The sequence below is a fragment of the Pseudomonas sp. Irchel 3F3 genome (genome assembly GCF_900187545.1).
GTDB lineage: Bacteria > Pseudomonadota > Gammaproteobacteria > Pseudomonadales > Pseudomonadaceae > Aquipseudomonas > Aquipseudomonas fortuita.
The window spans coordinates 14161-34983 of record NZ_FYDS01000014.1 but is presented as its reverse complement, the minus strand read 5'-3'; the positions used below and the strand labels follow the sequence as shown (position 1 = coordinate 34983).

At 62.8% G+C, this 20823-nt stretch carries 15 protein-coding genes and 4 tRNA genes; 6 read left to right on the top strand and 13 right to left on the bottom strand.

Annotated features, from left to right (window positions below; genetic code table 11):
* Nucleotides 1–97: 97 nt before the first annotated feature.
* Entirely contained in the window at nt 98–1060 is a 963-nt protein-coding gene (locus CKW35_RS24610; RefSeq protein WP_016485313.1) for an NAD(P)H-quinone oxidoreductase, read from the bottom strand.
* A gap of 140 nt (nt 1061–1200) precedes the next feature.
* Between CKW35_RS24610 and CKW35_RS24605 the strand changes: the two genes are divergently transcribed.
* Both CKW35_RS24605 and CKW35_RS24600 read left to right on the top strand, forming a co-directional pair.
* Entirely contained in the window at nt 1201–3282 is a 2082-nt protein-coding gene (locus CKW35_RS24605; RefSeq protein ID WP_016485312.1) for a carboxy terminal-processing peptidase, read from the top strand.
* A gap of 118 nt (nt 3283–3400) precedes the next feature.
* Entirely contained in the window at nt 3401–4369 is a 969-nt protein-coding gene (locus tag CKW35_RS24600; RefSeq protein ID WP_095117059.1) for an EAL domain-containing protein, read from the top strand.
* A gap of 59 nt (nt 4370–4428) precedes the next feature.
* On the opposite strand, the gene CKW35_RS24595 is transcribed toward CKW35_RS24600, so the two are convergent.
* From CKW35_RS24595 to CKW35_RS24580, 4 genes are all read right to left on the bottom strand, one after another.
* Entirely contained in the window at nt 4429–4797 is a 369-nt protein-coding gene (locus tag CKW35_RS24595) for a hypothetical protein (RefSeq protein ID WP_016485310.1), read from the bottom strand.
* On the bottom strand, nt 4794–5132 hold the full coding sequence (locus tag CKW35_RS24590; RefSeq protein ID WP_016485309.1) for a helix-turn-helix transcriptional regulator: 339 nt from the start codon (nt 5130–5132) through the stop codon (nt 4794–4796). Before CKW35_RS24590 ends, CKW35_RS24595 begins: the two co-directional genes overlap by 4 nt.
* A gap of 111 nt (nt 5133–5243) precedes the next feature.
* A complete protein-coding gene (locus tag CKW35_RS24585; RefSeq protein ID WP_016485308.1) occupies nt 5244–5684 on the bottom strand; it encodes a YkvA family protein in 441 nt (146 codons plus the stop codon).
* A 288-nt stretch (nt 5685–5972) separates the two neighbouring features.
* Complete coding sequence (locus CKW35_RS24580) at nt 5973–6725, bottom strand: FKBP-type peptidyl-prolyl cis-trans isomerase (protein WP_016485307.1); 753 nt, start codon at nt 6723–6725, stop codon at nt 5973–5975.
* Between the two features lie 365 nt (nt 6726–7090).
* Between CKW35_RS24580 and CKW35_RS24575 the strand changes: the two genes are divergently transcribed.
* Nucleotides 7091–8422 (top strand): hypothetical protein, encoded by a 1332-nt coding sequence (locus CKW35_RS24575; protein ID WP_256583418.1) that lies wholly within the window; start codon nt 7091–7093, stop codon nt 8420–8422.
* A 61-nt stretch (nt 8423–8483) separates the two neighbouring features.
* Here the strand turns inward: CKW35_RS24575 and pcaQ are convergent, their stop codons facing one another.
* The 4 genes from pcaQ to CKW35_RS24555 form a co-directional block, all read right to left on the bottom strand.
* On the bottom strand, nt 8484–9416 hold the full coding sequence (gene pcaQ, locus CKW35_RS24570; RefSeq protein WP_016485305.1) for a pca operon transcription factor PcaQ: 933 nt from the start codon (nt 9414–9416) through the stop codon (nt 8484–8486).
* Nucleotides 9417–9538: 122 nt separating this feature from the next.
* On the bottom strand, nt 9539–9901 hold the full coding sequence (gene nirD / locus CKW35_RS24565; RefSeq protein ID WP_095117055.1) for a nitrite reductase small subunit NirD: 363 nt from the start codon (nt 9899–9901) through the stop codon (nt 9539–9541).
* Complete coding sequence (nirB, locus tag CKW35_RS24560) at nt 9901–12453, bottom strand: nitrite reductase large subunit NirB (RefSeq protein WP_095117053.1); 2553 nt, start codon at nt 12451–12453, stop codon at nt 9901–9903. The genes nirD and nirB overlap by 1 nt, the downstream gene beginning before the upstream one ends.
* Nucleotides 12454–12743: 290 nt before the next feature.
* On the bottom strand, nt 12744–16769 hold the full coding sequence (locus CKW35_RS24555) for a bifunctional nitrate reductase/sulfite reductase flavoprotein subunit alpha (protein ID WP_095117051.1): 4026 nt from the start codon (nt 16767–16769) through the stop codon (nt 12744–12746).
* 317 nt (nt 16770–17086) lie between these two features.
* On the opposite strand from CKW35_RS24555, the gene map reads away from it, so the two are divergent.
* Nucleotides 17087–17884, top strand: coding sequence for a type I methionyl aminopeptidase (gene map, locus CKW35_RS24550; RefSeq protein WP_232249004.1), 798 nt, complete (start codon nt 17087–17089; stop codon nt 17882–17884).
* Nucleotides 17885–17965: 81 nt separating this feature from the next.
* Here map and CKW35_RS24545 read toward each other — a convergent pair.
* From CKW35_RS24545 to CKW35_RS24530, 4 genes are all read right to left on the bottom strand, one after another.
* A tRNA-Asp gene (locus CKW35_RS24545) sits at nt 17966–18042 on the bottom strand.
* Between the two features lie 13 nt (nt 18043–18055).
* Nucleotides 18056–18131: transfer RNA gene (locus CKW35_RS24540), tRNA-Val, on the bottom strand.
* 170 nt (nt 18132–18301) lie between these two features.
* Nucleotides 18302–18378: transfer RNA gene (locus CKW35_RS24535), tRNA-Asp, on the bottom strand.
* Between the two features lie 13 nt (nt 18379–18391).
* Nucleotides 18392–18467, bottom strand: a tRNA-Val gene (locus CKW35_RS24530).
* Nucleotides 18468–18682: 215 nt separating this feature from the next.
* Between CKW35_RS24530 and rdgC the strand changes: the two genes are divergently transcribed.
* On the top strand, nt 18683–19603 hold the full coding sequence (gene rdgC, locus CKW35_RS24525) for a recombination-associated protein RdgC (protein WP_016485300.1): 921 nt from the start codon (nt 18683–18685) through the stop codon (nt 19601–19603).
* Between the two features lie 187 nt (nt 19604–19790).
* Nucleotides 19791–20756, top strand: a complete 966-nt coding sequence (locus CKW35_RS24520; protein ID WP_016485299.1) for a bile acid:sodium symporter family protein — start codon at nt 19791–19793, stop codon at nt 20754–20756.
* The last annotated feature ends 67 nt before the right edge of the window (nt 20757–20823 follow it).

The window sequence follows — 20823 nt, the reverse complement described above, 5'->3', positions numbered from 1 at the left end:
CTTCGCGGGCACGCCCGCTCCCACAGGTATCACCACACGCTCAGACATTGTGGGGTCTTTGTGGGAGCGGGCGTGCCCGCGAAGGGGCCGGGCCTGCTTACACCAGGCTTGGGTCGATCACCATTACCAGCTTGCCCGACACCTGGTTGGTCTCAAGCTCGGCATACGCCGCCTGGGCAAACTCCACCGGGTAGGTATCGACCAGCTGGGGTGACAAACGCCCTTCGGCGAACAGCGGCCACACTTGCTGTTGCAGCTCACGCAGCAACTCGGCCTTGAAGCCGTCATCGCGGTTGCGCAGCGTTGAGCCGGTAATTTCCAGGCGCTTGCCCAGCACCTGGGCCAAGTCCAGCTCAAACTTGCGCCCGCCCATCAGGCCGATGATCACCCAGCGCCCGTCACGGGCCAGCAGCTTGAGGTTGAGTTCGCCGTAGCTGGCGCCCACCGGGTCGAGAATCACGTCGAACGGCCCGAAACCTTCCAGTGCATCCAGGTTCTCGTTACGTACCACACCCCCCGCAGCGCCCAGCGCCTCGCAATAGGCCAGGCGATCCGGCGAGCCGACGCTGACCCACACCGGGCTGCCGAATGCCTTGCACAGCTGGATGGCAGCCGAGCCAACGCCACTGGCGCCAGCATGCACCAGCACCTTCTCACCGGCCTTCACACCCCCCAGCTGGAAGATGTTCAGCCAGGCAGTGGCATACACCTCCGGCAAGGCTGCCGCTTCATGCAGGCTGAGCCCTTCGGGCACCGGCAGTACATGACGGGCATCGACCACCACCTCCTCGGCCATGGCGCCACTGGCCAGCAGTGCGCACACCCGGTCGCCCACGCGCCAGTCGGCGCCGGCGCCCACTTCCTCGACCACCCCGGCGCATTCAAGGCCCATGTACGGGCTGGCGCCTGGCGGTGGCGGGTACAAACCTTTCATCTGCAGCAGATCGGCGCGGTTCAGGCCCGCAGCAGCCACGCGAATGCGCACTTGGCCCGCGTCACAGGCCGGGCGTTCGGCCTCGACCCACTCCACATGTCCGTCAACGCCTTGCAATGCCTTCACAGTGCCTCCATAGTTGAATCATGACTGGGCCTGGGGAACGCACACCCCAGGCTTTTTGCAGTATTTGCCCGGTTCCATGGAACCGGCAACGGAAAAGACGGCCTACTATGCGTGATCAATTGCCTCCACGTCGAATCAGCATGAAGCATTTCCTCCCAAGCACCGCCCTCGCTGTAATGATCGGCCTGGGCAGCCTCGCGCTCGGCGGCAATGCAGCGGCCGCCAACAAGTGGGACGGCCTGCAGCCGGACCGCGACGAGATCGTCGCCAGCCTCAACGTGGTGGAATTGCTCAAGCGCCACCACTACAGCAAGCCGCCGCTGGACGATGCCCGCTCGGTCATCATCTACGACAGCTACATCAAGCTGCTGGACCCGGCGCGCAGCTACTTCACCGCTGCCGACATTGCCGAATTCGACAAGTGGAAAACGCAATTCGACGATTTCCTCAAGAGCGGTAATCTGGACCCGGGCTTCACCATCTACAAACGCTACCTGGACCGTGTCAAGCAGCGCCTGGACTTCGCCCTGGCCGAGCTGAACAAAGGCGTGGACAAGATCGACTTCACCGCCAAGGAAACCTTGCTGATCGACCGCAAGGACGCCCCGTGGATGAAGGACCAGGCCGAGCTCGACGACCTGTGGCGCAAACGCGTCAAGGACGAGGTGCTGCGCCAGAAGATCGCCGGCAAGGAACCCAAGCAGATCCAGGAAACCCTGATCAAGCGCTACAAGAATCAGCTGGCGCGCCTGGACCAGACCCGTGCCGAGGATATCTTCCAGGCCTACATCAACACGTTCGCCCAGTCCTATGACCCGCACACCAACTACCTGTCGCCAGACAACGCGGAAAACTTCGACATCAACATGAGCCTGTCGCTCGAAGGCATCGGCGCGGTGCTGCAAAGCGACAACGACCAGGTCAAGATCGTACGCCTGGTGCCGGCAGGCCCGGCAGCCAAGACCAAGCAGGTAGCACCGGCCGACAAGATCATCGGCGTGGCCCAGGGCAACAAGGAGATGGTCGACGTTGTCGGCTGGCGCCTGGACGAGGTGGTCAAGCTGATCCGTGGCCCGAAAGGCTCGGTGGTACGCCTGGAAGTCATCCCCGCCAGCAATGCGCCGAGCGACCAGACCAGCAAGATCGTGTCGATCACCCGTGAAGCGGTAAAACTCGAAGAGCAGGCGGCAAAAAAGTCGGTGCTCAAGCTCAAGCAGGACGGGCGTGACTACAAACTGGGTATCATCGAGATCCCGGCCTTCTACCTCGACTTCAAGGCTTATCGCGCCGGTGACCCGGAATACAAGAGCACCACGCGTGACGTGAAGAAACTGCTCACCGAGCTGCAGAAAGAGAAAGTCGACGGCGTGGTCATCGACCTGCGCAACAACGGCGGCGGCTCCCTGCAGGAAGCCACCGAGCTGACCAGCCTGTTCATCGAGAAAGGCCCGACCGTGCTGGTGCGTAACAGCGACGGCCGCGTAGACGTGCTCGAAGACGAAAACCCGGGTGCCTTCTACAAAGGCCCACTGGCGTTGCTGGTCAACCGCCTGTCGGCCTCGGCGTCAGAGATCTTCGCGGGTGCCATGCAGGACTACCACCGCGCACTGATCATCGGGGGCCAGACCTTCGGCAAAGGCACCGTGCAGACCATCCAGCCGCTCAACCATGGCGAGCTGAAGCTGACCCTGGCCAAGTTCTACCGGGTTTCCGGGCAGAGCACCCAGCATCAGGGCGTACTGCCGGACATCGACTACCCGTCGATCATCGATACCAAGGAAATCGGCGAGAGCGCTCTGCCCGAAGCCATGCCGTGGGACACCATCCGCCCGGTAGTCAAGCCGGCGGCGGACCCGTTCAAGCCTTACCTGGCCATGCTCAAGGCGCAACATGAAGCGCGCAGCGACAAGGATGCCGAGTTCACCTACATTCGCGACCGCCTTGCCCTGACGCAGAAGCTGATGACCGAAAAAACCGTCAGCCTGAACGAGCAGGACCGCCGTGCACGCCACGACGAAATCGAAGCCAAACAGCTGGCGCTGGAGAACATCCGCCGCAAGGCCAAGGGTGAAGAGCCGCTCAAAGAGCTGAAAAAAGAGGACGAGGACGCGCTGCCGGTCGAGGACGAAAACACCAAGCCGGAAGACGACGCCTACCTTTCGGAAACCGGTCGTATCCTGATCGACTACCTCAGCGCCAGCACCAAGGTGGCCAAGAAGTAAGGCGAGTCGGCAGTGATGGCAAAATAGTGCGACCTGTCATCAAACAGTCATCGCGCTGTCGTGAAATACGGTGGCCGGGCATGCAAATGCCCGGCCCTTTCATTTTCAGGAATACGTCATGACCGTCGCCGAACAGCTCAGTGCCTTGAGTGCCATCCTGGCTCAACGCAGCATCCACAGTCTGTTTCAGCCGATCATGTGCCTGAGCGAGCAACGGGTTTTCGGCCATGAAGCGCTGAGCCGTGGGCCGTCCAACAGCCCGCTGCATGCACCCCTGAACCTGTTCAGCATCGCCCGCCAGGCCGGCCGCCTCACCGAGCTGGAAGCCGCTTGCCGGGAAAGTGCCTGCCGGTGCTTTAGCGAACAGCAGTTGCAGGGCAAGCTGTTTCTCAACATCTCGCCTGAATCGCTGCTGGAGCCGCACTACCCGTCCGGCCTCACCCTGAAGCTGCTGGAGCAGGTCGGCCTGCCGCCCAGCCGGGTGGTAATCGAGCTGACCGAGCACACCCCGACCGACGACTTCCAGCTGCTGTCAAATGCGCTGCACCACTACCGTGACATGGGCTTTTCAATAGCCCTCGACGATCTGGGCGCGGGCTATTCAAGCTTGCGCCTGTGGTCGGAGTTGCGCCCTGAATACGTGAAGATCGACCGCCACTTCATCGACGGTATTCACCGCGACCCGCTCAAGCGCGAGTTCGTTGGCTCGATCTTGCAGATTGCCCGGGCATCGAAGGCACAGGTGATTGCCGAAGGCATCGAGCTGGCAGAGGAGCTGGCAGTGCTGACCGAGATGGGGGTAGACCTGGTGCAGGGCTACCTGCTGGGGCGCCCGCAAGAGCTGGGCGTACGGGAAAGCTGGCCGTTACCGGCGCTGGGCAGCGTGCCGTTGGCCGAGCAACCGACAGTGCGGCTCAATGCCACGCTTGGGCAGTTGCTGGAGTTGTTTGAGCGGCATCGGCACCTGGAGGCATTGGAGGTGGTGGATGCTGACGGCAAAGGTTGTGGATTGATCCACCGGCATGGTTTGCCTGCCCTGGCCCTATCGCCGGCAAGCCAGCTCCCACAGGTACAGCACAGGCTCTGAGTGATGGGGTGTGCCTGTGAGAGCTGGCTTGCCGGCGACAGGGCCAGAACAGGCCCCCATCAGGCGGTTTCGGGGTAGCTGTACTCGAACACCCGAGCCACCTCGGAGGCATGCCAGGAGGCCGCCTCCATTCCATCGACCGGCCCGGCAAACCGCCCCAGCCGTTCGACACATTCAAAAAAGCCGGTGCGCGGTAAACGGCTGGCGCCCTGGCTGATTACCAGCGAGCTGCGCAACGGCTGCTCGGCACGGGCATCCAGCACTGCCAGGTACTCCAGCGCGGCAGTCAGCGTCTGCATGGCGGGGCTGGGCAATTGCAGTCGCTCGATCAGCGCTCGGTAGGTCAGCAAGTGACGTTGACGTCGGGCCAGGTCAAGCTCGCCCAGCAGGTTCTCCCAGTGCTGACGGCTGATCCTGACCTGGCTCATGATGGCTCGCTCCAGCCAGCCACCCCAAGGTGCCAAGCCAAGGCGCGTCGGATGGCAGCATCCGGCTGACGTTCGCCCGACTCGATCATGGCCAGATACGCCGGGCTCACCCCGACATTGCGCGCCAGTTGCTCAGGGGCTATGCCCTTGGCCTGGCGGATCTGCCCTACTTCACTGAACGCCGGCATGGGCGCCACGGCAGCGGAGCCGGCATCTTCAGTGGCAACCGCCTCGGCAGGCGCCTGCCCTGCTGCCTTGAGCAGTGCCTGGTACTGCTCCCAGGGAACGACGGCGTACTCGGGTTGACCGTCCCGGCTGATGACCTGAATACCCATTACAAACCCCTTAAAAAAGGATTACAGCATGTAATCCGTAGGCATAACGCTTATGCCAATTATATTACCAACTCCGGGGTCTGTCCGGTTGAGGAGCAATTCAGGCTGATTTCACTGCGTATTGCGCTCCAGGCCCAGCGCTTGCGGGGTCGCTGGCAGGCGCTCGACCACGCGCAACCGCTCGGGTGCCTGGCTGTCGCGCCAGGCCCTGAAGCGCGCCAGTTCATCGGCCACAGTCTTCAACACCCAGCCCAGCACGGCGATGTCATCCAGAAAACCCACGCCCAGCAACCAGTCGGGGATGGCATCGATGGGGCTGACGAAGTACAACAAGCCGGCCACAATGGTGACCAGCGCCTTGGGGCTAATGGCGCGATACTCGCCGCGCCACCACGCCAGGCACAGCGACTGCAGCAGCTTCACGTCCTCACGCAGCTGGCCGAGGCGCGGGCCTTTGCGGGCCACTGCAAACAGCAGGGCCGGCAGCCGGCCACGGCTTAGCAGGCGCTCGGCCAAGGGCAGGAAACGGGCAAAATTCCAAGGTGCGCTCATGGAGCCTCCAGGCGGAACAGGTTATCCACATTTATTGTGGATAACCTTGTGAACAGGGGTACGTTTCTGACCCCAGGTGCCTGCCAGGCAAGGGCCACGGTCAGATCGGGCGTTTTTTACACAGCCGTTTCAAGCCGTGGATGCCGGACCGCAAACGATTTGCGCCAGAAACATCCTACATCTACACACTGCATTTTCTCGGACAGTATCAGTTGTCGCAGGTTCGTCCAATCGCCAAAAACGAAAACGCCCCGTCAGAACGGGGCGTTTGGCGAGCACCAGCCAGTGTTACTTGGCAGGTGCTTCAGCTGGAGCCTCGGCTTCCGGCTCAGCACCTTGCAGTTGGGCCGGGTCCTTGATGGCGATCAGTTCCAGGTCGAACACCAGTACCGAGTTTGCCGGGATCAGCGGGCTTGGGCTTTGTGCGCCGTAAGCCAGTTCAGCCGGGATGAACAGTTTGTACTTCTCGCCGACGTGCATCAACTGCAGGCCTTCAACCCAACCCGGGATCACACCGCTGACCGGCAGATCGATCGGGCTGCCACGCTCCACAGAGCTGTCAAACACCTTGCCATCGATCAGCTTGCCTTCGTAGTGAACAGTGACCACGTCGGTCGGCTTGGGCTGCGGGCCATCGGCCTTCTTGACCACTTCGTACTGCAGGCCCGAGGCAGTGGTGACCACGCCAGGCTTCTTGGCGTTTTCTTCGAGGAACTTCTTGCCGGCCGAGGCGGCTTCTTCGCTGGCCTTGGCCAGACGCTCTTCGGCACGTTTCTGCAAGGCGGTGAACGCCTCTACCAGCTCTTCATCCTTGATGCGTTGCTCTTTCTTGCCAACCGCGTCTTCGATGCCCAGAGCGACCGATTTCGAATCAAGGTCTTCCATGCCTTCCTGAGCCAGGCTCTTGCCCATGTTCAGGCCGATACCGTAGGAGGCTTTCTGCGCCGGAGTCTTCAGCTCGGGGCTGCTGGCCTGTTGATCACAGCCAGCCAGTACCAGGCCTACCAGGGCAACCGCAGCCGCCAAACGATGCTGTTTCATGCTAATTCCTTGTTCATGCGCCATAAGGGCAATCAGGGTAAAGCCGCGAGCTTAGCAGGCGGCCATGACCAATGGCTACCGGCATAGGAGCGGGTTTCACGGACTAAGTTCAGTAGGCAGTGCGCTTCTTCACAATCTTCCGAGGCAATGGCCAGTATTGACCATTCGCAGCGACAGCGCCTCGCAGCCAACAGCCTTTTTAAACAACAAAAGGCTCAGCGAGCAAGCCGAAAAACCTGACATTTCTGCCAGTAGCGCCGAACTCGAGCCTGCTTTCCAATGACCAGGCAACGTAATTTGCCAAATCTGAGTGACCCGCCATTGCGGCCGCGCGCTCTGCATGTACCCTTTTCAAAGGAAATGTCATGAACGCCTCACGAAAGCCTAACCGTTCAACCCTGTTCCCCTCCGGTCCGGCCCCATCATCTACTCCATTGCCGAAGGCGCCGATCGATCAACATTATGGCGTCGGCGGGCTTGCATGTATCTTCGAAAAGGCAACTGGGTCTCGCGCCGATAGTAATGGGGTCATCAATAGCAGGACATGCCGTGGGCGCAGTTATGTAATGGGTAGGAGTAGCAACCCCAATACCGATGAGTTCAAGGTCTTCGTGGCTTGCTTGAATGAACACGGGGGGTTGGATAGCGGCTTCCATGGCGATGGCGTCTTCGATTTCAATCAGGTACCAAAAGCTGCCTACAGCAGGCTGAGCGGCCTCGTTGAAGATGCTGCAGGGAATTTACTGATCATTGCCCTCGTGGAGGGCGTGGAGGGTGAATCAACAAGTCACCTCTGGAAATTGACTGCCTCGGGGGAACCGGACCTCACATTTGGCCAAGGCAAAGGATTCGTAGATATTCGTGATGTGATCAAAGAAGAGCTGCTGCTTGAACACGTGGCACTGGCGAAAGATCGAATTTTCGCCAGCGGGTTGCGTCGCGGGCCTCAGATGTTCGAACCAGTGGTGATCGCGCTCGACCTCGAAGGCGCGCTATGGAAGCGTTTTGCGACTGATGGCGTCCTTGATGTGCTCAAGCTGATTCCAAATGCCCAGGATCACATCATCGATGGTATTGCCAGTTTCACGCTCCCCTCTGGCCCGGAGCGTCTGCTACTACCCCTGTACCTGATGCGCAACGGCGATGCGTACAGCGTCACTACGGCCTTGACCCTCGACGGAACAATGGATGATGCCTTTGGCGATCATGGCCAGCATTGGTCGGACCCTTGGGTGATCAACAATGGCTTTTCAGTGGATGCCATCTCTCAACGCTTCAGTTTTTATGGCGAACTTTACTCCCTCGATGCAGATATCAGCCACCCGACTGTTTACCGCATCGACTATTCCGGCAAGCCAGCCAAAGAGTTCAATGACGGCAACGTTTTGGTATTCGACCGCCCCGGAGGCTGGTACGCAGGCGTCGAGGTAGCGAGCGGCCTGGTCGGCTATGGCATGTTCTACACCCACTCTCTTGCCTTTCGCTTCACCTCGGACGGCAAATTTGACACCACCTTCGTCCCTCCTCACGGTTATGGCACGTTCGGCGCTCATCTACCCGAGGACGGCTTCTATACATCGACGGGGTCGATCGCCCTCGATACACCTAACCAACGCCTGTTGCTCAGTGGCCGTGACGAAGAGGACCGAGGCTCCACTGTGCCTTGTGTGATCGCGGTCTCCTTGCGGGCTACGTGATTGCTACCGAGGTGATCCGTGCGAGCGTTTCTCAGCTGGAAACGCTAAACGGCCACGATGCTCACGGATACGACTGCTCCCGATATTGCGCCGCCACCTCACGCAGCACCTCGCATACCCACTGCCCCGGCAGGCTCTGCGGCAAGGCCGCATTGCGGCAGATGCCAACCGAGCCGCCGGGCTCGCGCACGCCCAGGTCAAGCTCGACCAGCTCGCCTCGGCGCAGGTCGAGCAGCACGGCATCGCGCGGTGCCACCCACAGGCCATCACTGCCCAGCACGTAACGCCGGCTCAAGGCCAGCGACAAGGTCTCCAGGCGCTGCGCCGGCATCTGGATGCCGCATTGCACAAACAGGCTGTCGGCGTGCTGGCGGATGGTGGTCCCGGCGGGCGGCAGCACGAGCGGGTAACGCCCGACCTGCCCCCGCTCGACGGGCGTGCTGGCCAGCAGCGGGTGGCCCGGGCGCACCACCAGGCTCATCGACTCGCTGTACAGGTGTTCGAACGACAGCCCCTGGATCTGCGGGCTGTCAGTCATACGCCCGACCACCAGTTCCAGCTCGCCCAGGCGCAGTTGACCGAGCAACTGCGCGCTGACCCCGGTGGCCACGCTGATGACCAGCGCTTCATGGCGCTGGTGCATGCGGCACAGCACTTCGGGCATGAGCAGGCCCTCGACCGTCGACAGCACGCCAATACGCACCTGCGACGGCGCCCGCGCTTCACCGCGCAGGCTGCTGACGCCATCGCGCAGGGCTTGCACGCTGGGCCCGGCATAACGCATGAAACGGGTCCCAGCCGGGGTAAGCTCGACGCCCTGCCGGCTACGCGCGAACAGGCGCGCTTCCAGCAGGTCTTCGAGTTCCTTGAGGGTCTTGGAGATGGCCGGCTGACTGATGGCGAGCACGTCGGCAGCCCTGGCCAGGCTGCCCTGCCGGGCAATCTCCAGGAAGCACAGCAGGTGGCGGTATTTGATGCGGGTGTCGAGGTTCATGGTTTAAAGCTTACCGCATCAGGATCTTCATCGCCTGGGAGACCGAGCGCCGCCCGCGCGGCGCTCGATTTCCCAGGCGACGAAAATGCAACGGCGAACAACTGCCGAGCCCCCGCAACCTCTCAGCCCACCGCCAACTCCACAGCCTCACCGTTCAAGCGCACCGGCCACACCCGCAACCTCTGCCCGCCATCCTCCAGGCACTCCCCGGTCTGCAGGCTGAAATGCTGCTTGTACAACGGCGCTGCGACCACCAGCTCGCCCTGCACACTGCCCACCAGCCCGCGGCCGATGATGTTGGCACCGGACCGCGGGTCACGGTTGTCCACCGCATACAGCGGCTGCGCCTGCCCCGGCAGGTAGAACAGCGCCACTTGGGCCCCGTCCAGCCACACTACCACCCCAGAGTCGGGCACCAGGTCTTGCGCCAGGCACACCGCTTGCCAGTTCGCGTGGGTTTTCACAGCAGCATTGGACAGGGTCATCAGACAGCCTCCTCGACAGTAGCAATGAGGTGCAGCGGTGCAGCGGGCCGGCGTTGTTCGCGTTCGCGCACAAAGTGCACGTCGGGGTCGGCACGCCGGTCATTGACGAAAGTGCGAAAGCGCTTGAGCTTCTCCGGGTCGTTGAGCGCGTTGGCCCATTCGCACTCGTACTGGTCGACCACATGCTGCATCTGCGCTTCCAGCTCGCTGGCCAGGCCCAGGCTGTCGTCGATGATCACCTGCTTCAGGTAGCCCAGCCCGCCATCCAGGTTTTCGCGCCACACCGAGGTGCGCTGCAGCTTGTCGGCCGTGCGGATGTAGAACATCAACACGCGGTCAATCAGCCGCACCAGGGTTTCGTCGTCCAGGTCGGTGGCAAACAGTTCGGCATGCCGTGGGCGCATACCGCCGTTGCCACACACGTACAGGTTCCAGCCCTTGTCGGTGGCGATCACGCCGATGTCCTTGCTCTGCGCCTCGGCGCATTCGCGGGTGCAGCCCGACACTGCAAACTTGAGCTTGTGCGGGCTGCGCAGGCCCTTGTAGCGGTCTTCCAGGCGCAGGGCCATGGCAACGCTGTCCTGCACGCCGTAACGGCACCAGGTGCTGCCCACGCAGGATTTCACCGTGCGGGTCGACTTGCCGTAGGCATGGCCGGTTTCGAAGCCTGCGTCGATCAGCTCGCCCCAGATCAGCGGCAGTTCGTGCAACTGGGCACCGAACAGGTCAATGCGCTGACCGCCGGTGATCTTGGTGTACAGGTCATACTTTTTGGCCACCTGGCCGATGACGATGAGCTTGTCGGGGGTGATTTCACCCCCGGGAATGCGCGGCACTACCGAGTAGGTGCCGTTCTTCTGCATGTTGGCCATGAAGGTGTCGTTGGTATCCTGCAACGGCACCAGCGCGGGGTCCATGATCGGCTGGTTCCAGCACGAGGCGAGGATGTTGCCCACCGCCGGCTTGCAGATGTCACAGCCAACGTGGCCCTTGCCGTGGCGTTCGAGCAGCTCGCTGTAGGTGCGGATGCCCTCCACCCGCACCAGCCCGTACAGTTCCTGACGGGTGTAGGCAAAATGCTCGCACAGGCTATTGTCCACCGCTACGCCGCGGGCGGTCAGTTCGTGCTCGAACACTTGCTTGAGCAAGGCCGCGCAACCACCACAACCGCTGGCGGCCTTGGTGCAGCCTTTGACCGCAGCAAGGTCGCTGCAGCCGCTGTCGATGGCCGCGCACACCGCGCCCTTGCTGACGTTGTGGCACGAGCAGATGGTTGCGCTATCGGGCAGCGCATCGGCGCCAAGGGCCGGTGCACCACCGCCTTGGGGCAGGATCAGCGCTGCAGGGTCGGCTGGCAGGGCAATACCGTTCTGGGCGTACTGCAAGAGGGTGTCGTAATACGTGTTATCGCCGACCAGCACCGCGCCGAGCACGTGCTTGCCGCTGGCGTCCACCACCAGCCGGCGGTAGGCGCTGTTGGCTTCGTCGATGAAGCGGTAGCTGCGTGAACCGGCGGTGGCGCCATGGGCATCGCCGATCGAGCCGACATCCACGCCCAGCAGCTTGAGTTTGGTCGACATGTCCGCGCCGGTGAACGCTACCGCCGCCTCCCCCATCAGTAATGCGGTCAGGTTGCGCGCCATGCTGTAGCCGGGGGCGACCAGGCCGAACACGCGGCCGTTCCAGGACGCGCACTCGCCAATGGCGAAGATGCGCGGGTCGCTGCTGCGGCAGTGGTTGTCGATTACCACGCCACCGCGCACAGCGATATCCAGGCCGCAGCCACGGCCCAGGGCATCCTGTGGGCGGATACCGGCGGAGAACACGATCAGGTCGGTTTCCAGGTGCTCGCCACCGTCGAAGTTCATGCGGTAGCGGAATGCTTCACCGGTGCTGATCGACTGGGTGGCGCGCGACAGGTGCACGCCAACGCCCAGCGCTTCGATCTGTGCCTTGAGCGCGGCACCGCCCTCGCCGTCCAGCTGAACCGGCATCAGCCGTGGGGCAAATTCCACCACGTGGGCTTCCAGGCCCAGCGACTTGAGCGCATTGGCGGCCTCCAGGCCGAGCAGGCCACCACCGACCACCACGCCACGGCGGGCACCAGCGGCTGCGGCGCGAATGCCATCGAGGTCGTCGAGGGTACGGTAGACCAGGCGGGCATAGCCACTGGAGCCTTGGATCGGCGGCACGAACGGGTAGGAGCCGGTGGCAAGGACCAGTTGGTCGTAGCCATAGCGCCCCTCGGCGGTGACGACCTCGCAGCGCTCACGGTCGATTTCCAGCACGGCCTCACCGAGGTGCAAGTGCACGCCGTTGGCGGGGTAGAACTCGTGTTCGCACAGGGCCAGGGTCTCGGCACAGCTGCCGCCGAAGTACTCGGAAAGGTGCACACGGTCGTAGGCACGTTGGCGCTCTTCGCCGAACACCCGCACCTCGAAGCGCTGCAGGGCGCCGCGGCTGACCAGTTGTTCGACGCAATGGTGGCCGACCATGCCGTTGCCGACGATGACCAGTCGCTCTCGTTGCCCGCTGCTCGCTGTTGCCTTCATAAGCCGATCCTCGATCAAAAAAAAAGCGCCTGGAGCCGAAGCTCCAGGCGCCTTTGCCTGTATTCATCACGGTGTGCCCCCAGGTTGATCGCCGTTGATCAGTGGGGCTTGTTGTAGTGGAGGTAAAGCAGGGAATGTGCCAATTGCTTTGCCTGTACCGGCCTCTTCACAGCACAGGGCTGCTCCTACAGGAGCACGCGATCCCTGCAGGAGCAGCCTTGTGCTGCGAAGGGGCCCCACAGGCGATCAAAATGCACAACCGGGGTGCACATCAGCCCATCCCGGTGCACTCAGTACACATCCCGCCGATAACGCTTGGCCTTGCTCAACCCTTCGACATAGGCAGCCGTCTGCGCCTCATCCATCCCGCCATGCTCAGCCACAACCGTGCGCAACGCCGCATCTACATCCTTGGCCATGCGCTGCGCATCGCCACACACATAGAAATACGCCCCCGCCTCCAACCACTGCCACAGCTGGGCGCCCTGTTCGAGCATGCGCTGCTGCACATAGACCTTATGCGCCTGATCCCGCGAGAACGCCGTGTCGAGCCGCAAGTGCCCTGCTTTCTCCCAAGCCTGCAACTGTTCGCGGTAATAGAAGTCGGTAGCGGCGTACTGCTCACCAAAGAACAGCCAATTCCGCCCTTTTGCGCCCCGCGCCTCCCGTTCTTCAAGAAACGCCCGGAACGGTGCAACGCCGGTACCTGGGCCAACCATGATCACCGGCACGCTGTCGTCCTCGGGCAGCCGGAAGTGCTTAGATACCTGCGGGAAAATGGCCACCTTCAACGCTTGCGCACGGTCGGCGAGGAAGGCCGAACACACCCCCTTGCGCTCGCCATAACGCACGGTGGAGACGGTCAGGTGAACCTGGCCCGGATGGGCCAACGGGCTGGAGCTGATCGAGTAAAGACGCGGCTGCAAGGGCTTGAGCAGGCCAAGCCAGTCGGCCAGCGGCAGCTGTTGGGGAAAGGCGCGCAGCACATCGGCCAACTGCCGGCCGCACAGCCAGTCCTGCAGCTCGGCCTTGCACTCCGGCCGCAGCAGGCGCTGCAGGTCCGGGCTACTGCCAGCGAAGGCCTGCAGTTGCTGACCGGTGACCTTGGCGATCTCCAGGTGCGTTTGCAGGGCTGCGGCCAGGGGCATGGCAGGCTGGCCCTTGAGCTCGACCAGCGTCTGGCCATCGAGCTGCATCAGCGCCAGCAGTTCGTCGACCAGGGCCGGGCAATTGCGCGGCCACACGCCCAGGGCATCGCCGGGGGCATACCTGAAGCCGCTACCGCTCAGGTCGAACACCAGTTGCCGAGTTTCCTTGCTGGCACCGGGGCCGTTGAGCAGGTGGTTTTCCAGCAAGGTGGCAGCCCAAGGTTGCTGTTTGCTGTAGGCCGGCATGGGTACGGGGTGGCTCGCCGGCTGCGGTGCAGCGGCACTGCCCAGCGTGGGCAGCAAGGCTTCTAGCCACCCCGCGAACGCTGCGTCAAAGTCCGGCTCGCAGTCCACCCGTTGCAGCAGGCGACGCCCACCGAGTTCGGCCAGGCGTTGGTCAAGCTTGCGGCCAAAGCCGCAGAACTGGTCGTAACTGGAGTCGCCCAAGGCCAGCACGGCATAGGGCAGCTCGGCACAACAGGCGCCCTCCTCGCCCTGCAAGGCCTGCCAGAATGCCGCCGCGCTGTCGGGCGCGTCACCATCGCCAAAGGTGCTGGTGATCAGCACCACGCTGGCCGCGCCCTGCAGTTGGCTTGGGCTGACCGCCTCCATGCAACTGAGCTGCACATCAAGGCCGGCACCGCGCAGGTGTTCGGCACAACGCTCGGCCAGCAGCTCGCCGTTACCGGTCTGCGAGGCCCACAACACTTGGTGCCGTGGGGCCACCAACGCTGCAACGGGCAGCGCCGCCGGCTGAGCGAACAGCCCGGCCAGCAAGCCGTCGATAAACAGCCGGCGGTTGCCGGCCAGTGGCGCACTGGCCGGCAGGCTAGGCACGCCCTCGGCGCGGGCCTGCTCCAGGCCCAGCAGGAAACCCTGCAGGTAATGGCGCTCTTCTTCTGCCAGCACCGGGGCTGGCAGGGTGTCCAGGCCAAGCAGACAGGACAGGGTGGCAGTGGGCATGCGGACTGGCTCCAGAATGGCAGTGTGCAGCTCAAGGGCGTCGATACGCTCGCCGGCGACCCGCTGCAGGGCGACGGCGCAGTATTTGAAAGCCGGCTGTAGCGACAGTGGATCGACCGCATCGCAGGTCACGGCATTGATTGCCAGTTGCTCACCGACCAGGTCGTTCCAGTGAAACGGCGCAAAGCAGTTGCCTGGCAGCACCCGGTCGCTGATTCGCACCGGTAGCACGGCTTGCCCGCGCCGCGAGCGGATGGCGACCTGGTCTTTTTCAGCCATGCCCAGGCGTGCGGCGTCGTCGGGGTGGACCTCGACGAAAGGGCCAGGCTCCAGCTTGTTCAGCGCCGGCACCTTGCCGGTCTTGGTCAGGGTGTGCCACTGGTGCTGCACACGGCCGGTGTTCAGCACCATGGGGTAGTCGTCATCCGGCAATTCTGCTGCCGGCAACCAGGGCCTGGCGAAGAAACGCGCCTTGCCACTGGCGGTAGGAAAGGCCAGCGCCGGGCGATCGCCCTGGGCATCGTGCAGCAGCGCCTGGCTGCTGCCGTCGTTCAGGTAGCGCAATGGGCTGCGGTCGCTGCCATGGCCGGGTGCACAAGGCCACTGGTGTGGTTGCCGGCGCAGCTCGGCGTAACCGATGCCGCGCAGATCGTAGCCCGTTGCGGGGTTATGGAAATGGCGGATTTCTTCGTACACCGCTTCGGCATCGGGGTAGTCGAAGGCTTCGGCGTAGCCCATGGCGCAGGCCACCCGGGCGATGATCTGCCAGTCGGGCAGGCTTTGCCCGGGCGGCTCGACGGCGCGCGGCATCAGGGTAAGGTTGCGTTCGCTGTTTATCATTACACCCTCGCCTTCGGCCCACAGCGCGGCCGGCAGCACGATGTCGGCGTAGCGGTTGGTTTCGGTGTCGAGGAAGGCATCCTGGGTAATCACCAACTCGGCCTGGCACAGGCCATCGATCACCTGCTGACGGTTGGCGACGCTGGCCACCGGGTTGCTGCAGATGACCCAGCACGCTTTCACTTCACCCGCGTTCATCTGCTCGAACAGTGCCACCGTGCCCTCGCCGCCTTCACTGCGCAGGCTGCCGGGTGCCAGTTGCCACTGCTGCTCGACAAACGCGCGGTCGCCCTCCACCAACGCCGAGCGCTGGCCTGGCAAGCCGGGCCCCATGTAGCCCATTTCACGGCCGCCCATGGCGTTGGGCTGGCCGGTCAGCGAGAACGGCCCGCTACCGGGGCGGCAGATGGCGCCCGTGGCCAGGTGCAGGTTGCAGATGGCGTTGGTGTGCCAGGTACCGTGGATGCTTTGGTTCAGGCCCATGGTCCAGCAGCTCATCCAGTCGTTGGCACTGCCGATCCATTCGGCGGCCTTGATGATGTCGCCCACGGCCAACCCGGTGATGGCCGCCACGCGCTCCGGGCTGTAGTCATCGAGGAAGGCTGGCAGTTCGTCCCAGCCTTCGGTGTGGCGGGCAATGAAGTCGCGATGGGTGTGGCCATTACGGTGTTGCAGGTGCAACAGGCCGTTGAGCAAGGCCATGTCAGTGCCGGGGCGTACCTGCAGGAACAGGTCGGCCTTGTCGGCGGTGGCGCTGCGCCGCGGGTCGACCACGATCAGCCTGGCGCCGGCCTTGACCCGGTCGAGCAGGCGCAGGAACAGGATCGGGTGGCAGTCGGCCATGTTGGCGCCGATCACCAGGAACACGTCGGCGTGCTCGAAGTCCTGATAACTGCCAGGTGGGCCATCGGCGCCGAGCGACAGCTTGTAGCCACTGCCGGCGCTGGCCATGCACAGGCGCGAGTTGGACTCGATGTGGCGGGTACGGATAAAGCCTTTGGCCAACTTGTTGGCCAGGTATTGAGCTTCCAGCGACATCTGCCCCGACACGTAAAGCGCCACAGCGTCGGGGCCATGCTGGTCAATGATGCCGCGCAGGCGTTTGCCTGCGTCGGCGATAGCCTGGTCCATGCCAGTGCGCGCCGGCTGCTGGCTGCGCTGCTGGCGCACATAGGCGTCTTCGAGGCGGCCGGCGGCCGTCAGCGGCACGTGCGCGGTCAGGCCTTTGGTGCACAGCCGGCCAAAGTTGCTGGGGTGCTGCTTGTCGCCGCTGACCTTGACGACTTTGCCATCGGCAACGCTCATGACGATGCCGCAGCCAACGCCGCAATAGGGGCAGACGCTGCGTACTTCGCTATTGGCCATGGGCGGGCTCCTGTTGAAAAACGCAAAAAGGCGCCGGCTGCCCCGCCTTGCTGAGCAAGTGGGGCAACACGGCGCCTTTGTCGTGAGTTTTTATGGGCTGTCGACGTTGATAGCCCGGGATGAAGGGAGATCAGCAATTTATGGGCCAGCCATACCGGCCCTTTCGCGGGCACGCCCGCTCCCACAGGGCTATCGCAAGGCCTGAGGGGCGTGCCGTACCTGTGGGGCGGGCGTGCCCGCGAAAGGGCCGGCACAGGCTGTGCACCATGCGGTGGCAAGCCGGTACCCGCTGGCGCTATGCTGGGGCAAATTCCAGCATGAGCAACTACCCTCCCCCCATGTCCCAGGTGATCCTCAAATCCCCCGCCCAACTCGACCTGATGCGCCGCGCCGGCCAGCTGCTGGCCCAAGTGTTCGCCGACCTCGACCGCTTCATCGGCCCCGGTGTGACCACCATGCAGATCAACGACCGCGCCGAAGCGTTCATCGTCGACACGCTCAAGGCGCGGCCAGCGAGCAAGGGCCAGTACGGTTTCCCCTACTCGCTCAATACATCGGTGGACCACGTGGTGTGCCACGGCATGCCCAAGGTCGATGAAGTATTGAAGGAAGGCTCGATCATCAACGTGGACATCACCCTCGAACAGGGCGGCTATATTGCCGATTCGTCGAAGATGTACAGCATCGGCAAGATCAGCGATGAAGCCCGGCGGTTGGTCGACACCACCTATGACGCGCTGTGGAAGGGCATTGAGCAGGTGCGCCCCGGGGCTACGCTGGGCGATATCGGCCATGCCGTCCAGGCCCATGCCGAGGCGGCGGGCTACAGCGTGGTCCGCGAGTATTGCGGGCATGGTATCGGCCAGCAGATGCATGAAGGGCCTGAAGTACTGCACGTTGGCCAGCGTGGCATGGGCATGAAGCTGAAACCGGGGATGGTGTTCACCATCGAGCCGATGATCAACCAGGGTGGACGCGGAACGCGCACATTGAAGGATGGCTGGACGGTGATTACCCGTGACCACAGCCTGTCAGCGCAGTGGGAGCATACCGTGGCGGTGACTGAGGACGGGTTTGAGGTGCTGACCTTACGGGAAGAAGAGCGCCGTAGCTGAAATCGCAGACACAAAAAAAGCGACCTTAAGGTCGCTTTTTTTGTTACTTCCGGGTGTTCAGTGGGCCCTGGAAGTGGAATATGGCGCAGCGGACGGGACTCGAACCCGCGACCCCCGGCGTGACAGGCCGGTATTCTAACCGACTGAACTACCGCTGCGCTATACATCGAGTGGTGGGTGATGACGGGATCGAACCGCCGACCCTCTGCTTGTAAGGCAGATGCTCTCCCGGCTGAGCTAATCACCCATGTCTCTCGGTGTGGCGCGCATTCTACGGGCGACTTTGCGCTCTGGCAAGCACTTATCGAAGTTTTTTCAAACTTCACGCCAACACCAGAATTCAGGCACAAAAAAAGCGACCCTAAGGTCGCTTTCTCTGTTACTTCCGGGTGTTCAGTGGGCCCTGGAAGTGGAATATGGCGCAGCGGACGGGACTCGAACCCGCGACCCCCGGCGTGACAGGCCGGTATTCTAACCGACTGAACTACCGCTGCGCTATACATCGAGTGGTGGGTGATGACGGGATCGAACCGCCGACCCTCTGCTTGTAAGGCAGATGCTCTCCCGGCTGAGCTAATCACCCTTCGTCTCGGTGTGGCGCGCATTCTACGGACGACCCCGCACCCTGGCAAGCACTTTTTAAACTTTTTTCAAAAAAAACCTCATGCCTTTCAAAGACCTAGCGTTGCCGGTTGTTTCTTTTATGCATAAGCCACTGCTGGCCCTCTGACAGGGTTGGCCTCAGAGCTCCGCTCGGAGAATAATGCCCGCCTTATGCATTAAGGAGAGTTACCCCTCATGTGGTTCAAGAACCTGCTGACCTACCGCCTGACCCAGGAAGTCCCGTTCGAGCCTGAAGCGCTGGAAGCCGCACTGGCCAGCAAGCCGGCCCGCCCCTGCGCCAGCCAGGAGCTGACCACCTATGGTTTCGTCGCGCCGTTCGGCAAAGGCGAAGACGCTCCTCTGGTGCATGTCAGCGGCGAGTTCCTGCTGATTGCCGCCCGCAAGGAAGAACGCATCCTGCCTGGTAGCGTGGTCAACGACGCGGTCAAGGAAAAGGTCGAAGAGATCGAGACCGAGCAGATGCGCAAGGTCTATAAAAAAGAACGCGACCAGATCAAGGACGAAATCATCCAGGCCTTCCTGCCGCGTGCGTTCATCCGCCGCTCGATGATCTTCGCCGCCATCGCCCCGCGTCTGGGTGTGATCCTGGTCAACTCGGCGAGTGCCAAGCGTGCCGAAGACCTGCTGTCCACCCTGCGTGAAGTGATGGGCTCGCTGCCGGTGCGCCCGGCCACGGTGAAGGTTGCGCCAACCGCCACCATGACCGACTGGGTAAAAACGCAGCAAACCGCCGAAGGCTTCTATGTACTGGACGAGTGCGAATTGCGTGACACCGCCGAAGACGGCGGCATCGTGCGTTGCAAGCGCCAGGACCTGACCGGCGAGGAGATTCAGCTGCACCTGAGCACTGGCAAGGTGGTAACCCAGCTGGCCCTGGCCTGGCAAGACAAGCTGTCGTTCATTCTGGACGATAAAATGGTAATCAAGCGCCTGAAGTTCGAAGAGCTGCTGCAGGAGCAGGCCGAGCAGGACGGTGGTGATGAGGCGGCGCAGCAGTTCGATGCCAGCTTCCTGCTGATGATGATGACCTTTACCGAATTCCTGCCGGCGCTGTTCGAGGCGCTGGGTGGGGAGGAAATTCCGCAAGGGGTCTGAGGTGGTTTGAAGGACTGGTGCTGGCCTGACGCACAACTTCAGCCAGTATCGGCCCCTTCGCGGGACAAGCCCGCTCCCACAGGTACATCACAATGCCTGAAGGCTGTGATGTACCTGTGGGAGCGGGCTTGTCCCGCGAAGGGGCCAGTAAGATTCATAGTGCTATAAAAAGAAAAGGAATTGCCCCATGCGCGCCCTCGCCGCCTTAAGCCGCTTTGTCGGCAATACCTTCGCCCTGTGGGTGCTGGTGTTTGCCGTGCTGGCCTTTCTGCAACCGCAATGGTTCATCGCCCTGAAGGTCGCCATTGTGCCGCTGCTGGGGCTGGTGATGTTCGGCATGGGGCTGACCCTCAAGCTCGACGACTTCGCCGCCCTCGCCCGCCAGCCGTGGCGGGTGATGCTGGGGGTCGTCGCGCACTTCGTGATCATGCCCGGCATGGCCTGGCTGCTGTGCCAGCTGTTCCACCTGCCGCCGGAAATTGCCGTGGGCGTGATCCTGGTCGGCTGCTGCCCGAGCGGCACGGCATCCAACGTGATGGTGTGGCTGTCCCGCGGAGACCTGGCGCTGGCAGTAGCGATCGCGGCAGTAACCACCCTGCTGGCACCGCTGCTGACCCCGGCGCTGATCTGGTTCCTGGCGTCGGCCTGGTTGCCGGTGTCCTTCATGGACATGTTCTGGTCGATCTTGCAGTTGGTGATGCTGCCGATCGTGCTCGGCGTGCTGGCCCAGCGCCTGCTCGGTGCCCGGGTTCAGGCGGCGGTGCAGGTACTGCCGCTGGTGTCGGTGGTGAGCATTGTGATGATCGTGTGCGCGGTGGTGGCTGCCAGCCAAGCGAAAATCGCCGAGTCGGGGCTGCTGATCATGGCGGTGGTGATGCTGCACAACAGCTTCGGCTATTTGCTGGGGTACCTGACCGGCAAGCTGTGCAAACTGCCGCTGGCCCAGCGCAAGTCGCTGGCGCTGGAGGTGGGCATGCAGAACTCCGGGCTGGGGGCGGCACTGGCGGCGGCGCACTTTTCGCCACTGGCGGCGGTGCCGAGTGCTTTGTTCAGCGTTTGGCACAATATTTCCGGGGCGTTGTTGTCGACCTGGTTCCGGCGCATGGATGAGCCTGAGACTGAGGCTGAAGGGATCGAACCGGCCAAGCATTGATGTCTGCCTGTGCGGGCCTCTTCGCGGGTACACCCGCTCCCACAGGTGCTGCGCAAGGCTTGATACC

Coding starts and splice junctions, on each gene's coding strand:
- CKW35_RS24605 (WP_016485312.1), top strand. CDS start 1,201: ATGAAGCATTTCCTCCCAAGCACCGCCCTCGCTGTAATGATCGGCCTG.
- CKW35_RS24600 (WP_095117059.1), top strand. CDS start 3,401: ATGACCGTCGCCGAACAGCTCAGTGCCTTGAGTGCCATCCTGGCTCAA.
- CKW35_RS24595 (WP_016485310.1), bottom strand. CDS start 4,797: ATGAGCCAGGTCAGGATCAGCCGTCAGCACTGGGAGAACCTGCTGGGC.
- CKW35_RS24590 (WP_016485309.1), bottom strand. CDS start 5,132: ATGGGTATTCAGGTCATCAGCCGGGACGGTCAACCCGAGTACGCCGTC.
- CKW35_RS24585 (WP_016485308.1), bottom strand. CDS start 5,684: ATGAGCGCACCTTGGAATTTTGCCCGTTTCCTGCCCTTGGCCGAGCGC.
- CKW35_RS24580 (WP_016485307.1), bottom strand. CDS start 6,725: ATGAAACAGCATCGTTTGGCGGCTGCGGTTGCCCTGGTAGGCCTGGTA.
- CKW35_RS24575 (WP_256583418.1), top strand. CDS start 7,091: ATGAACGCCTCACGAAAGCCTAACCGTTCAACCCTGTTCCCCTCCGGT.
- pcaQ (WP_016485305.1), bottom strand. CDS start 9,416: ATGAACCTCGACACCCGCATCAAATACCGCCACCTGCTGTGCTTCCTG.
- nirD (WP_095117055.1), bottom strand. CDS start 9,901: ATGACCCTGTCCAATGCTGCTGTGAAAACCCACGCGAACTGGCAAGCG.
- nirB (WP_095117053.1), bottom strand. CDS start 12,453: ATGAAGGCAACAGCGAGCAGCGGGCAACGAGAGCGACTGGTCATCGTC.
- CKW35_RS24555 (WP_095117051.1), bottom strand. CDS start 16,769: ATGGCCAATAGCGAAGTACGCAGCGTCTGCCCCTATTGCGGCGTTGGC.
- map (WP_232249004.1), top strand. CDS start 17,087: ATGAGCAACTACCCTCCCCCCATGTCCCAGGTGATCCTCAAATCCCCC.
- rdgC (WP_016485300.1), top strand. CDS start 18,683: ATGTGGTTCAAGAACCTGCTGACCTACCGCCTGACCCAGGAAGTCCCG.
- CKW35_RS24520 (WP_016485299.1), top strand. CDS start 19,791: ATGCGCGCCCTCGCCGCCTTAAGCCGCTTTGTCGGCAATACCTTCGCC.